Annotated in this window: 8 protein-coding genes and 2 tRNA genes; 5 read left to right on the plus strand and 5 right to left on the minus strand. The window is 59.9% G+C overall.

Going from position 1 to position 14,680, the window contains the following annotated elements; genetic code table 11:
- Window positions 1-10: 10 nt before the first annotated feature.
- Window positions 11-3,811 carry a translocation/assembly module TamB domain-containing protein gene (locus I6L46_RS03470; protein ID WP_216977408.1) on the plus strand — a complete coding sequence of 1,267 codons (3,801 nt, stop codon included), beginning with the start codon at window positions 11-13 and terminating at the stop codon, window positions 3,809-3,811.
- A gap of 176 nt (window positions 3,812-3,987) precedes the next feature.
- Here the strand turns inward: I6L46_RS03470 and I6L46_RS03475 are convergent.
- Window positions 3,988-4,072 (minus strand) — tRNA-Tyr (locus I6L46_RS03475).
- Window positions 4,073-4,106: 34 nt separating this feature from the next.
- Window positions 4,107-4,191 (minus strand) — tRNA-Tyr (locus I6L46_RS03480).
- A 124-nt stretch (window positions 4,192-4,315) separates the two neighbouring features.
- Between I6L46_RS03480 and I6L46_RS03485 the strand changes: the two genes are divergently transcribed.
- A complete protein-coding gene (locus tag I6L46_RS03485; protein ID WP_216977409.1) occupies window positions 4,316-4,825 on the plus strand; it encodes a VC2046/SO_2500 family protein in 510 nt (169 codons plus the stop codon).
- 111 nt (window positions 4,826-4,936) lie between these two features.
- Here the strand turns inward: I6L46_RS03485 and raiA are convergent, their stop codons facing one another.
- Complete coding sequence (raiA, locus tag I6L46_RS03490) at window positions 4,937-5,275, minus strand: ribosome-associated translation inhibitor RaiA (protein ID WP_005334257.1); 339 nt, start codon at window positions 5,273-5,275, stop codon at window positions 4,937-4,939.
- 368 nt (window positions 5,276-5,643) lie between these two features.
- Here raiA and I6L46_RS03495 point away from each other — a divergent pair, with 368 nt between their 5' ends.
- The 3 genes from I6L46_RS03495 (at window position 5,644) to I6L46_RS03505 (ending at window position 11,324) form a co-directional block, all read left to right on the plus strand.
- Window positions 5,644-8,148, plus strand: a complete 2,505-nt coding sequence (locus tag I6L46_RS03495) for a bifunctional diguanylate cyclase/phosphodiesterase (RefSeq protein ID WP_216977410.1) — start codon at window positions 5,644-5,646, stop codon at window positions 8,146-8,148.
- Between the two features lie 99 nt (window positions 8,149-8,247).
- Window positions 8,248-10,149: a transglycosylase SLT domain-containing protein gene (locus I6L46_RS03500; RefSeq protein ID WP_040066126.1), complete on the plus strand. Its 1,902-nt coding sequence runs from the start codon at window positions 8,248-8,250 to the stop codon at window positions 10,147-10,149.
- 176 nt (window positions 10,150-10,325) lie between these two features.
- Complete coding sequence (locus tag I6L46_RS03505; RefSeq protein WP_182927599.1) at window positions 10,326-11,324, plus strand: LacI family DNA-binding transcriptional regulator; 999 nt, start codon at window positions 10,326-10,328, stop codon at window positions 11,322-11,324.
- A 72-nt stretch (window positions 11,325-11,396) separates the two neighbouring features.
- Here I6L46_RS03505 and I6L46_RS03510 read toward each other — a convergent pair whose 3' ends face one another.
- Window positions 11,397-12,461 carry a 3-deoxy-7-phosphoheptulonate synthase gene (locus I6L46_RS03510; protein WP_216977411.1) on the minus strand — a complete coding sequence of 355 codons (1,065 nt, stop codon included), beginning with the start codon at window positions 12,459-12,461 and terminating at the stop codon, window positions 11,397-11,399.
- A gap of 118 nt (window positions 12,462-12,579) precedes the next feature.
- Window positions 12,580-14,532 carry a TonB-dependent receptor gene (locus I6L46_RS03515; protein ID WP_216977412.1) on the minus strand — a complete coding sequence of 651 codons (1,953 nt, stop codon included), beginning with the start codon at window positions 14,530-14,532 and terminating at the stop codon, window positions 12,580-12,582.
- Window positions 14,533-14,680 lie beyond the last annotated feature (148 nt).

Consider the following 14,680-nt stretch of genomic DNA (forward strand, 5'->3'; position numbering starts at 1 on the left):
GGTCTGCATTGTGATCTGGCTAAAACGTATTTTTCTCTGGCTGATGGGGCTGGTGTTCCTGCTGCTCATCGGCGTCAGCCTGCTGGGCTTTACCCATCAGGGCAACAAGTGGTTGTGGCAACAGGCCAAGGGAGCGCTTCCTTCTCTTAAGGGGGAGCTGGTGGCGGGTCAGCTTGGCTATGGCTGGACCCTGGAAGGGGTGGGCTGGCAGGATGAGCTGGTGGATGTCACGGTGGATCGCGCCGTGCTCGACTGGGATCTCGGCAAGTTGCTGCAGGGCAAACTCTGGATCAAATCGCTTGAAGTGACTCATCCGGTGGTGAAGGTGGCCGACTCGGAGCCTGCACCGGAAGAGCCTTCCGAACCCTTTGTCTGGCGCCCGCTGCCACTCAAAATTCAGGTCGACAGCCTCAAGGTGGCCGATCTCGATCTGGCGGTACCCGGTGTTGCCGTGACCCTGGGATCCCTCGATATCGGCGCCACCCTCAACCGCAAGGGGCTGATTGTACGCGGCCCGGTGCTCGATAACCTGACGGTGACGCTGGATGACGCGACACCTGCCAGCGCAGCCAAATCCGCCAAGCAGCCGGCCGCTAACGAGAAGCAAGCCGGTGCTGCGGTTGCTCGTACCGACAAGGCCAGCGCCAAGACCGTCAAACAGGGCAAAGGGACGCCAGCTCCAAATACGGCAAAGGCTGCCCCCATTCTCCTGCCCGCCATTCATCTTCCTTTCCCCATCCAGCTGGAAGGGGTCAGCGCGACCCGGGTGCAATATAAGCAGGGCGAGCTGATTGAAGGGCTCGACAAGCTGCTGCTCTCGGCCACTGCTGCCGACGATCGCATCGAGGTGCGCGAGCTCTCGCTGCGCCACGCCATGGCCGATCTGGCGCTCAAGGGCCACATTCAGCTAAGTGATGACTACCCGCTGGCGGTGACGCTGGATGCCAAGGCTCGCAAGGGGTTGCTGGATGGCGAACTGCAGGGTGAGCAGGCCACGCTGGCGCTGAGCGGTTCGGTCGGCAAGCTGGGGCTGGCGTTGTCGGCAAAGGGGCCGATTGCAGCCAATCTCAAGGGCTCGCTGGCCGCCCTCGACCCGGATCTCCCTTTTGATTTGACCCTCGACTGGAAGAGCCTCGGTTGGCCTCTTCACAAGCCTGCCAAAGATGAGCCGAGCTATCGGCTGGATAAAGGGAGCCTGACTGCCAAGGGCAAGCTCTCCGGCTATCAGTTTGCCCTCAATACCTCCGGCAAGGGAACCGATGTCCCCCCCTTCAAGCTTGCGCTGGACGGGAAGGGGGATCTGGAGCGGCTCAGCAAGATAGCCTTGCAGCTCAATGCCCTCAAGGGGGAGTTGAAGCTCGATGGCAAGCTCGCCTGGAACAAGGGGATCGAGTGGCAGGGAACGACCCTGTTCAAGGGGATCAATCCGGCCGAGCTGCTGCCCGAGCTGAAAGGGACGCTGGCCGGTGAGCTGGAGAGCCGTTTCGTGATGAACGAAGCGGGCCACTGGGAGCTGAAACTGCCCAAGCTCAAGGTGGATGGCAAACTCAACCAGTACCCGCTGGCCCTCAAGGGGGAGCTTAGCGGCAACGACAAGATGGAGTGGCTGATCCCGGCGCTCTCGCTGCAAAGTGGCCCCAACCAGTTGCAGGCCAAGGGCAGTATCAGCAGCGCCCAGTGGAAGCTCGATGCCAACCTGCAGGCTCCCCAGCTGGGGGGCATCTATCCTGGCCTGAAAGGGGATATCAAGGGACAGGTGAAGGTCAGTGGCAATCAGCAGACGCCAAAAATCGATGCGGATCTCGCCTCCGACCGGCTCTACTATGCCGGCACCGACCTGAAGGGCATTAGTCTCAAGGGCAATGCAGTGATCGGCGCCAAACCGGCTGGTGAACTCGCGTTGTTGGTGGCGCAGCTGAAACAGGGGGATACCAAGCTCAGCCAGCTGGCCTTGAACCTCAGCGGCGATATCAGTCAGCATCTGTTGACCCTGACCATGAAGGGTGACCCTGTTGCCGCCAACCTCAAACTGGGGGGCGGTGTGCGGGGGGATCACTGGCGCGGGGCGCTCTCCGAGTTGCGGCTGAAAACCCCGCTGCGCCGTTGGGACTTGAGCTCCCCCTGGGCACTGGATCTTGATCTGCCGCGTCAGCGGCTGGCGATGGGGGATCTCTGCCTCGGCTCCCAGGGGGCCAGCCTCTGCGTCAAGGGGAGTCAGGTCTCTGCTGCGCAGGGCACCCTGGAGTTTGCCCTGAGCGAGTTTGATCTCAAGCGGCTGCGCCCCTGGTTGCCGGACAACTTCCGCTGGCAGGCGATGCTCTCCGCCGATGGGCGTGCCAGCTGGCGTGGCAATCAGCCGACCCTGCATGCGGTGGTGCGCACCACGCCGGGCACTTTTGTGGCCGATGGCCTCAAGACCGACTATCAGCAGCTGGCTCTGGCCCTGGATTTCGAGCGGCAGCAGGCGGCCATTCGCCTCGATTTTGCCTCCAAGCAGATCGGCAATATCGATACCGATTTGCTGATCAGGGAGCCTGCCGGTCGCGGTCTGCTCGGCGGTCAGCTCAAGTTTGACGACCTCAAGCTCAATACCTTTGCGCCGCTCATCCCTGAGGTGCGCTCCCTGCAAGGGATCATCTCCGCCGATGCCCGCTTCGACGGCACCCTGGCGGCGCCCCTGCTGTTTGGTCAGCTCAACCTGCGTGACGGTGAAGTGCAGACTCACTCCGACATGGTGACCCTGACCAAGCTGGTGACCCGCCTCAAGATTGAAGGCAATCGCGCCGAGCTCGATGGCTCCATGCTGGTGGGCAAGGGGCCGCTGGCGTTGGGCGGCTGGCTCAGCTGGGCCAAGATGCCGGTCAGCGGCAGCCTCACCATTCAGGGCAAGGATCTGGAGGCACAATATCCGGGCATGGGCCGGGTCAGAGTCTCGCCCGATATCGCGGTGTCGCTGGGGGAGGAGACCCGCATTACCGGTCAGGTGGATATTCCCTGGGCGCGCATTCTGGTCAAGAGTCTGCCGGATTCGGCGGTGGCGGTCTCTGATGATGTGACCGTGGTCTATGACGATCTGCCCCCTGCTCCCAAGCAGGCAAGTCTGCCGCTGGCGATGAAGGTGGCGATCCGCCTTGGCAACGATGTGAAACTTGATGCCATGGGACTGAAGACCGATGTCTCCGGTGGTCTCAATATCCGTCAGGATCCCGAGAAACCGCTGGCAGGCAACGGCCAGCTGGTGCTGACCAATGGCCGCTTCAAGGCATATGGTCAGAACCTCATCATCAAGGAGGGGCGGATCCTCTTCTCCGGTCCGCTGGATCGGCCCTTCCTCAACATCGAAGCCAACCGGGATCCCGATACCATCGAGGGTCAGGTGACGGTCGGGGTGCGGGTGACAGGCCCTGCCAGCAAGCCTGAAATCACTGTCTACTCCGAGCCGCAGATGGCGCAGTCGGAACAGCTCTCCTATCTGCTGCGTGGCAAAGGGTTGCAGACCGGCGGTGAGGATGGCGGTTTCAACGGTCTGCTGGTGGCCGGTGCGGTGAGTCAGGCCAATGGCGTGGTGTCGAGCATCGGCGAGTCGCTGGGGATGAGCGATGTCTCTCTCGATACCGCGGGCAGTGGCGACAACACCCAGGTGACGCTGTCGGCCTATCTGCTGCCGGGCTTGCAGTTCCAGTACGGGGTCGGGGTTTTCAGCCCCATCGCCGAATTCAAGCTGCGCTACGAGGTATTGCCACGGCTCTATCTGCAGGCGATGAGCGGGGTGGCTCAAGCGGTCGATATCTTCTATCGCTTCACCCTCTAACGCTTCATCCCGTAACAGGGCTGATATGAACGTAAACGGGAGGCGCAGGCCTCCCGTTTTTTTATTGCGCGATCGGCAGCAGGCAAACGGCGATAAGGCACTGGAGGGCAGAGAAATAACGGATTGGGCAGACTAGAAATGCGAAAACCCGGCGCCAGGCCGGGTTTTCTGAATGATGGTGGAGGGAGAAGGATTCGAACCTTCGAAGGCAGAGCCGTCAGATTTACAGTCTGATCCCTTTGGCCGCTCGGGAACCCCTCCACGGGGTATTGCTTTCAAATTGTCGTACTTGAAATGGTGGAGGGAGAAGGATTCGAACCTTCGAAGGCAGAGCCGTCAGATTTACAGTCTGATCCCTTTGGCCGCTCGGGAACCCCTCCACAAGTGCGAGGCGCATACTAACAGATCTTCCGGTTTTGTGAACCCCCAAGCAGGATTTTTCCATTAAAAGAATTGGATTTGTGGCCGATAACCAGTGAAATCGCCATTTTCGAGAGTTATCTCATGCTGCCCAGTTCAATCCGTAATCACCTGCTCGTCGATGAGGGCCAGTTGGGGCAGCGCCTCAACCGTGACCTGCAACATGGCGATCGGGCGGATTTCCGGTTGCATCTGGCCCTGCTGACCGACGCGGTGGAGGAGCAGCCCTGGTTTGATGCCAAACCGGCGGCCACTTCCCAGAGCCGTGACTGGCGTATGCACTTTGACCTGAGACCGGCAGAGGTGCTGGTGGCTGAAGGGGCTGGGAGTGACTGCAGTGCCATCAATGAGCGGTTGCAACAGGGGGGAAGCATGGTGGATGTGCGGCTCTGGCTGGCGCTGCAAACGCCGCCGCTGGCGGTCAAGCAATCCTTGCTGGATGAGGCTGTCTACGACAACCTGTCACCGCTGGCGCGGGAGCGGTTGCAAGGAAAGCTGGCCGATGTGCCGAGGCAGGAGGATCCGCTGGTATTGCTGCCGATCCTCGATCGTTTGCAAGAGGGGGTGGATACCCGGTTGCACTGGCTCAGTTGATGGCGCCTGTTTACTGGTGTAACGCGATGTTTGTCGGCAAATCACAGGCAACAAAAAGGCGGGTGACCCCGCCTTTATGCTCTTTAGAATTTTTAGCCTTGCGGCATGCTATCAAGCGTCAGCTTCATCCGGTTGCGGCTGCTCTTTGAGCGCGGCATTGGCACGACGGGCAATCGGCTTTTCGGTGTGACGGTTGAGTTGGCGCTCCAGTTTTTGCCCCAGTTCGTTGATGGCGGCGTAGAGATCCTCATGCTCTGCCTGGGCAAACAGTTTGCCGTTGGGGATGCCAGCACTGGCTTCGACAGTGAACATCAGACGCTCTTTGGAAACAATCACATGGGGTGTGATGAGAGGCACCTGAAGACGTTCGAGCTTTTCAAAACGGGATTCGATGCGCTCGCGGATAGCCGGGGTGATGTCGATGATTTTGCTGGTAATTTCGATTTTCATATTGGCCCCCTTCGGGTCGTCTTGCTTGTGTCTTCACCTTCAGATTACTCATTGGTAAAGATTGAAATGTGATCCATGTCACATAACCTTCCCTTAGCTATTCAGCAACTTATAAATTGTGATCTTTTCCGGTTTCGTGCCAAAAACAGCTTGAGCTCCATGAAACTGGCAGGCAGTATGACGGGAATAGGATCGTTTCTGTCCCTTCTTGGCAGCACTTCGTGTCGACCTCATGTCCGGTTTCCACTGCTTGATATCGCATGTTTGTACTCTTCCCTCGCAACCTCTGATCTGATGAGCGGATGCAGGGGGCGTTGCTATGCCTGATTGGACATCAAACGTGGTTGGTTGTTGTGTTGGAGTGGTAAATGAAGCAGCAGGCCACGCAAGTCATGTGGTTTTTCGATCGGCAACATGATCAGTGGAGTCTCTCTGATCAGGGGGCCTACCAGCAGTGGCAAGGGGAGGGCAATCATCCCTGGGCCGCTCGCCTGTTACCGGAAGATGAGGCAGGCTTTGCCGACTTTCTCGTCCGGCTTCATGAATCACATCTGCCTGAACAGTTCATCGGTCATCTGAAAGATGATCAGGGGCAGCTTAACCATGTGCTCTGGAGTGGCCAGTTTGTGCCCACCCAGCAGATCTGCTGTGGCTGGCTGGCCCCTCTTGATACCGCCAATAGTGCGGTCTCCTCTCTCAACCTCTCTTTGCCATTGCTGCAAACCACCTTGCTCACCCAGTTGGCGCAGGCGCTCTCTGCCCGCACCGGGCTCGATTTCTTCAATACCCTGGTCAGCCAGCTGGCCCATATCCTCAAGGTGGATGCGGTCTGGGTGGGTGAGTTGTGCGGTGCAGACCGGGTCAAAGTGCTGGCTGCCGACGGGCTGGCGCTGAAGGACTATCCGCTGGCGGGTTCCCCCTGTCAGGAGCTCTACAAGCAAGGGGCCATCTGTTTCGAGGTGATCGACGAGTCGCAGGAGTATCAACCCTGGCTGGCGGCCGGGCAGACTTATTATGGTCAGCCGCTGTTTGATGCCAGAGGCCAACTTCTGGGCCATCTGGCGCTGCTCTATTCGGCCCCGGCAGATACCAGCAACCTCACCTCGGTGCTCAATACCTTCTCGGTACGGATGGTGGCCGAGCTGGAGCGTCTGCAATCCGATGCCCAGATGCGCCTCTCTGCCGTTGCATTCGAGACCCACGAAGGGATCATCATTACGGATCCGGGGTTCAAGATCCTGCGGGTCAACAACGCCTTCAGCCAGATCACCGGCTTCGACAGCCAGTCGGTGCTGGGCCTGCATCTTGAAGAGGATCTCTGGCCAAATCTGGGGGGGCTCGGCTACGAGCTCAATACCCTCAGCCGCTGGCAGGGGGAGACCCAGCGTCGCCATGTCGATGGTCACACCTATCCCCAGTGGGAGATAGTGACACCGGTGCAGGATGAAAAAGGAGTGATCAGCCACTTTGTCATCTGCTTCGAGGATATCTCCGAGCGCAAGGCGGCCGAGCGACGCATTCAGGATCTCGCCTATTACGACGAGCTGACCGGATTGCCCAATCGCCGTCAGCTCCACGAGACTCTGGTGCAGACCTTCAACGAGGCGACCCGCGACGGTCTGATTGGCGCGCTGCTCTTTATCGATCTCGACCACTTCAAGACCATCAACGACTCCCTCGGCCACGCCACCGGTGACTGGCTGCTCAAGGAGGTCGCCGCCCGTCTCAAACGGTTGGTGCGGCAAGGAGATTGCCTGGCCCGCCTCGGCGGTGACGAGTTTGTGTTGCTGCTGCCATCGCTCTCGGCGAGCCCGCCCCAGGCTGAGATGCAGGCCGATATCATTGCCGAACGGCTTATCACCGAGATTGCCGCTCCTTATACCTATGTGGGGCAAGTGCTGCACATCGGCGCCAGTGTCGGCATTACCCTGTTTCCGGATCGGGAGCAGGGGGTTGATGATCTGCTCAAGCAGGCGGATACCGCCATGTATCAGGCCAAGTCCGCTGGCCGCAAGACCCGTCGCTTCTTCGATGCCTCGATGCAGCAGCAGGCGGATCGCCGTCTGCTCATTCACAACGAACTGCGTAACGCCCTCAGTCAGCAAGAGCTGACCCTCTATTATCAGCCCCAGCATATGGTCGATGGCGGCGATATCATTGGTGTCGAGGCGCTCATTCGCTGGCAGCCGGCCGGTCGCTCGCTGGTCTCGCCGGCCGAATTTATCCCCATCGCCGAGGAGACCGATTTGATTGTCGATATCGGCAACTGGGTGCTGTACGAGGCGTGCGCCCAGTATGTGCTGTGGGAGGAGAACGGCATCCACATTCCGCAGATCTCGGTCAACGTCAGTGCCAAGCAGTTCCATGCCACCGATTTTGTGGAGCGGATCCACGATGTGTTGGCGCAAACCGGCATGGATCCGGCCTGCCTCAATCTGGAGATCACCGAGTCCGTGGTGCTGGGTCATGCCGAGGACACCATCAGCAAGATGACCGAGCTCAAGGAGCTCGGCATCAGCTTTGCCATCGACGATTTTGGCGCCGGTTACTCCTCCCTGAGCTACCTCAAGCGGCTGCCTGCCGATGAGCTCAAGATCGACCGCTCCTTCATTCAGGACATCCCGAAAGATGGTGACAACATGGCCATCGTCGAGGCGGTGATCGCCATGGCCCGCCATATGGGGTTCAACGTCACGGCGGAAGGGGTGGAGTCCCGTCAGCAACTGGAGTTTCTCAAGGCGCAGGGGTGTAGTTTCTATCAGGGCTATCTCGCCTCCAAGCCGCTGCCGGTGCCCTATCTGGAGAAATATGTACAGCGGCTGACCAGACCGGAGCAACTGCGCGAAATGCAGCTGAGCGAGGCAGAAAAATAGTCCCTGCTCCCCGCTGTAGCGCTGCCCGGCAAAGGGTAGAATGAGAGGCAGTAGACCCACCGCCCCCGGGCGGTGTATTGCCCTCAATGGAGATGTTCAGTGAAAGCTGTATGGGGAATTGTTTTGTCGGCGCTGTTCGTGCCGACCCTGATGGCGCAGACTGCCGACCAGACGCTCTACCGTCAGGCGTATGACGCCGTACGGGCCAATGATCAGGCCCGTTTCCAGCAAATTCGTGCCCGTTTGACCCATTATCCCCTGTTGCCCTATCTCGATTACTATCAGCTCGCCTTTCGTCCGGGGGCGGCCGATTACAACGATGTGACCCGTTTTATCCGCCAGCATGGGGATACTCCCCAGTCCAACCGGCTGGAGCGCAGCTATCTGACCTATCTGGCCCAGAGCCAGCAGTGGTCGCAGTTCCTGCGCTTCTATCCGGCCAAGCCGAGCTCCACCGATCTGCTCTGCATGCACTATCAGGCGCTCTATTACACCGGCAAGCCGAAAGAGGCGTTGCAGGGGGCGGGCAAGATCTGGATGAGCGGCCAATCCCGTCCCGATGCCTGCTCACCGCTGTTCCAGCTGTGGCAGGCATCCGGTCAGCGAACCCAGGAGAAGATCTGGCAGCGGATGACGCTGGCGTTCGAGGCGGAAAATCCCAATCTGATCCGCCACCTTGGCGCGACCCTAGGTAGCGGCTTGCAGAGCTATGGCGATCAGATGGTGACCCTGTTCGAGCAGCCAGCCAAGGCGATGAACCCGGCCTATTTCAGCAGCAATCCCTATTCCCGCAAGCTGCTTTCCCTCGGCTTGACCCGCTATGCCAATCAGGAGCCTGAGTCGGTGCTGCGCCAGCTTGCGCTGTTTCGCAGCCGTTTCGGCCTGACCCAGGCCGAGGTGAAACCGGTAGAGCGTGCCATTGCCCGCCGCCTGCTGCTGGATCGCTCCATTGCCCAGCGTAGCTGGGTCGACAGCACGGTGAAAAAGCTGGCTGATCCCGACATCACCGAGCTGCGGGCGCGACTGGCCATCTGGGAGCAGGATTGGCGTGGCCTCTCCGGCTGGGTGAAGATGATGCCGATGGCCCGTCAGAAAGAGGATCGCTGGCGCTACTGGATGGCGCGCTCCCTTGAAGTGCAGGGGCAGCAAAAACCGGCGCGGGATCTCTATCTGGAGACTGCCAACCTGCGCGGTTTCTACGGCTTTATGGCCGCCCAGCGCACCGGTGTGCCCTATCGCATCAAGAACCAGAGCGTCAAGCATGTACCGGACTGGCGCACGGCCAGTCAGCGCTGGCCCTTCCTGTTGCGGGTACGCGAGCTGCTGTCGATGAACGAGATTGCGGCGGCCCGTTCGGAGTGGATCCACAACATGGATCGCAATCCAGTGGCCCAGCGCATCGAGTTTGGCCATATCGCCCTCAATCAGGGCTGGCACGAGCTGGCCATTCTCGCCAGCATTCGCGCCGAAGCGTGGGATGCCCTCGACCTGCGCTTCCCGCTGCCGCTCAAGCGCACCTTCTCCCAGATGGCGCAAGAGCGCACCATGAACACCAGTCTGCTCTATGCCATTTCCCGTCAGGAGAGTGCCCTCTATCCGCTGGCCCAGTCGCCGGTGGGCGCGCGCGGTCTGATGCAGCTGATGCCTGCTACTGCCAAAGAGACTGCCGGCAAGCTGGGGGTACCCTATCGCAACGAGCAGCAACTGTTTGATCCGACGATGAATATTCGTCTGGGAAGCGCCTATCTCAAGCGCTTGCTGGATGTCTATGACGGCAACCGGATCCTGGCGGCGGCCGCCTACAACGCCGGGCCGGGACGGGTAAAACGCTGGCGAGAGCAGAGTGACAACAAGCCGATGGACGTGTGGGTCGAGAGCATTCCCTACAAGGAGACCCGCAACTACGTGCAAAACGTGTTGTCGTTCGATCTCATTTATCAGCACAAGCTACAGCAGCCGCTGCGCTTCATGTCAGAGCGGGAGCTCAATCACGCCTATTGAGTCGAGGGCCGCCAGCCGGCCCCGTTTTCAAATTCCGCAGGCAGCGGGTATCATCAGCAACGCTCTGTTACAAAAGGAAACATGAGTGGTGATCGGGCTCCGGGAAATATTCCAGGGAGCGGGATATACTCGGCCGTCGGCACCAGCAGGTTCCCCTCACAATAAAGGAATGGATAGTGGCAACGATAAAAGACGTTTCTCAGCTGGCAAATGTGTCTATTTCCACCGTATCGCGCGTGATCAACAACACGGCGCAGGTCGCCCCGGAAAAGCGCGAGGCCGTCTTGGCGGCCATGAAGGAACTCAATTTTCGGCCCAACAGCTTTGCCCAGGCTCTGGTCAGCAAGCGTTCCAACTGCATTGGCGTGCTGGTCGGCGACCTCTGCGGTGGCCCCTTCTTCGCCCAGATGATGCGGGGCATTGAAACCATGGTCGATCGGGCCAACAAGTTCACCATTGTGATGTCGGGCAACCATGACATTACCCGCGAGCGCCATGCCATTCAGGCTCTGCTGCAGCGTCAGTGCGATGCCCTGATCCTGCACAGCAAGGCGCTGCCCGACGAGGAGCTGAGCGAGCTGGCGGCGGGTACCACTCCCATCGTCTTTATCAACCGTCAGGTGCCGGGTGCCGAAGATCGCTGCGTCTGGCTCGACAACAAGGCGGGGATCACCACGGCTTGCCAGCATCTGCTCGACGCCGGTCATCGCAAGATTGCCTTTATTACCTCCGATGACGAGGAGTTCGTCGATGGTCAGCAACGGATGGCGGGCTATACCCAGACGCTGGGACGGGCTGGTATCGCCCTTGATCCGGCCCTGATCAGCCGCGGCTTTGCCGACGAGAACGGTGGTTATGTGGCGATGAGCGAACTGCTGGCGCGCGGTGTCGAGTTCACTGCCGTGCTCGGTTTCAACGATGGCATGGTGGCCGGAGCCATCTCCTGTCTGCTGGAGCGTGGTTACAAGATCCCGCAGCAGGTGTCGGTGGTGGGCTTCGACGATATCCCCTATGCCCGCTACATCTATCCCAAACTCACCACGGTGCGCTACCCCATCGAGGAGATGGGCAGCCGCGCCGCCGAGCTGGCGCTGCGTCTGCTCGATCACAAGCCGGTAGACGGGTTGCCGCTCAAATTCGAAGCCCAGCTGGTGGAGCGTGAATCGGTCGCCTGATCTGCGGCGAGAGGTTCAGAGCAATATGGCCCCATCGGGGCCATATCTTTTTCTGCCACACTAGTTCCGGTTTTACCCCGCCAGGGCAATACGCTGCTGGCGGCTCGCTTCCACCCCTTCTGCAAGGGTATCGAGCACTTCCCGCGTCTGCTCCCAGCCGATGCAGCCATCGGTGACCGACTGGCCGTAGCGCAGCGGCTGGTTGCCTATATCCTGGCGTCCCTCCTTGAGAAAACTCTCCACCATGACGGCAGCGATGGTGTGGCAGCCGTTGCCCAGCTGGGCAGCCAGATCCCGAGCCACGGGTAGCTGGCGGGCGTGCTGCTTCTGGCTGTTGCCGTGGCTGCAATCGACCATCAGGCGAGGGGAGAGATGGTGCTGGCGCAGCAGCTCACCTGCCTCTGCCACATGATTGCTCTGATAGTTGGGCAGGCGGCCACCGCGCAGGATCAGGTGGCCATCGGGGTTGCCATGACTGCGCACCAGTGCCAGCCGCCCGTCACCGGAAGGCTGCGGATAGAGGTGCGCGGCCCGGCTGGCAAGGATGGCCTCGACCGCGATCCGGACGTTGCCATCGGTGCTGTTTTTAAAACCGATGGGGCAGGGGAGGGCTGAGGCCAGCTGGCGGTGGAGCTGGGATTCGGTGGTGCGGGCACCGATGGCGCCCCAGCTGATGAGATCCCCCAGATAGAGCATGCTGGTGAGATCGAGAAATTCGGTGGCACAGGCGAGCCCCTCTTGCCCGAGTGCCAGCAGCAGTTCGCGCGCTTGGCGCAATCCCTCCGCCAGCCGATCGCTGCCGTCCAGACTCGGGTCGAAGATAAATCCCTTCCAACCGAGCGTCGTGCGCGGCTTTTCGAAATAGGTGCGCATCACGACTTGTAGCTGATCCCCGTATTGGCCCTGCAGCTCGGCCAGCCGGCCACCATAGTCGCGGGCGGCGACGGGATCGTGGATGGAGCAGGGGCCGATCACCAGCAGCAAGCGGTCGTCCTCTCCATGCAGAATATGGCGGGCTTGCTGGCGGCTGCGTGCTATCTGACGGGTGAGTCGGGGAGGAACGGGGTGATTTTGCAGTAACTCATCCGGCGTGGGCAGGGTGGCAAGGGGTGATGCGTTCAGTAGTGAAGTGAACATGAGCGATCCTTATGGAAATAGAAACCTGCATGCTCATTGCTGTCCAGTGGGGAGCTTCCCCTTATTGTGTCGGGCAACGCAGCGCGGGCATGGGCCCGCGCTGTTGGCTTGATGACCTTTAGAAGCGGGCCGAGCCACTGATGTAGTAGCTGCGACCCGGTTCCACGTTCTGGAAGGTGGGGTCTTTCTCCTGCAGGCGCACATCGGTCAGGTTGGTGATACCAACCCGCAGATCAAAGTTCTCGGTGACCTTGAAGCCGGTGCCCAGATCGAAAGTCTGATAGCTGGGCAGCTTGTGCAGCACCACGGTCTTGTTGACGGTCTGCTCCGCATATTGGGTGCCGGTGTAGGTGGTGCCAACGAAGGCGTTGACCCGCTCGGTAGCCTGCCAGGTCAGCTTGGCGTTGGCCTTGTGCTCCGGCCGTTCGGGCAGGGCCTGACCCTGATCGCCTTCCGCTTTCAGGTAGGTGTAGTTGGCCCCCAGATTGATGTCGTCGGTCAGATCGAGCCTGCCGGTCAGCTCCAGCCCTTTGGTGGTGGCCTTCTCCAGGTTGTACCAGGTGCGGTCAGTGGAGTTCGGCAGCTGTTTGAAGGTGAGCATGTCGTCGATATCGGAGTAGAAGAGGGTGGCGCTGGTCTCCCAGATCCCTTGCCCTGCGATAACGCCCAGCTCGTAGTTGGTGCTGGTTTCCGGCTTGACCTTGTCGCTGCCATAGATGCGGCAACTGCCGCCGCAGCTCTCGATGCTGTAGCCATTGGAGTACTGGTGCGGTGCCGGCGCCTTGAAGGCCTGGCTGACACCGCCTTTGACGGTCACCACATCGTTCAGCTCGTACACCAGATAGCCGCGCGGGGTGAAGTGGCTGCCGTAGATCTCGTGGTGATCGTAACGACCGCCCAGAGTCAGGGTCAGGCTGTCGGTCAGGCCGATCTCGTCCTGAGCAAACAGTGCCTCCTGAGAGTGACTCTCCTTGCCGCCGATATCCTTGTAGCTCACCGCATCCACCAGCTCCCGATCCAGATATTCACCACCCAGGGTCAGGTAGTGGTTGGCCAGCGCCAGGTTGGTGTAGCCCTTGAGGGTGAAGGTGTTCTCCTCCAGTTCGCGCTGCTGCGGGGTCGAGTAGCTGGTATTGAAATCATCGATCTGGGAACTTTCATAGTTGGCCATGACGGTGGTGTCACCCCAGCTCCAGTTCCCTTTGTGAGTCAGGCCAAACAGGTTGCGATCGTTTTGCTGCTGGCGGCTGTGCACCTTGTTGCCGGTCTTGCGGAAGATATCGAGGGGCCGCTCATCCTGGTTGTAGAGATAGTCAAACTCGAAGCGCTGCTGCTCATCCACCAGCCAGCTCAGGGTGGAGGCAAAGTTACGGGTCTGCTTGGCTTCGATAAGGGGGATGCCGTCAGCAGCTTCGGTGGGGGTCCAGGCTTGACGATCATACACCTCGCCGTTCATCCGGATCAGCAGGTTGTCGGTCAGCGGGCCGGTAAAGCCCAGGTTGGTCCTGTGCTGATCGCCGCCATCCTTGCCCTCGATGGCCTTGAAGTCGGCATCGGCCGCCCCTTGCCAGGTTTTGCCCGGCTGTTTGGTGATGATGTTGATGACACCCCCGATGGCATCGGAGCCGTAAAGTGCCGACATGGGGCCACGGATCACCTCGACCCGCTGGATCATGCCAAGGGGGACCGGGGTGTTGTCGAAGTTGCCGCCGCGCCACAGGGCATTGGAGGAGGAGAGGCGTTTGCCATCCACCAGCACCAGGGTGTACTTGCCGGACATGCCGCGAATACCGATATCGCTGCGGCCATTGGTGTCAGCTTCAGCCTGAATGCCCACTTCGTGGCGCAGCAGGTCGGCAAGGTCATTGACGGGCGCTGCGGCGATCTGTTCGGCCGTGATGACAGAGATAGAGGCTGGCGCCGAGCGGGTATTGTGCGCCGTGGTGGTGACGGTGATCACCTCATCGACTTGAGGGGCGTTGCTGGCGGCGATCGCTTGCTGGGTCAGCAGGGTGACGATGGTGGTGGCCAGCAGGCTGGGAGCAATAAAACGGGAGGTTGAGGATTTCATTATTTACATCTTCCATAATATACAAATGATAAGCGTTATCATTATCAAGTTGAATTTGCTCCGATCGCAACTCTTTTTTATCGGCGAAGTTCAGTTTCGTTCGTCACCCTCTTTTGACTAAAAAGAAGTTAATGAAATTGATTATCAT

It is taken from the genome of Aeromonas sp. FDAARGOS 1416 (genome assembly GCF_019048085.1).
Classification (GTDB): Bacteria; Pseudomonadota; Gammaproteobacteria; order Enterobacterales; family Aeromonadaceae; genus Aeromonas; species Aeromonas veronii.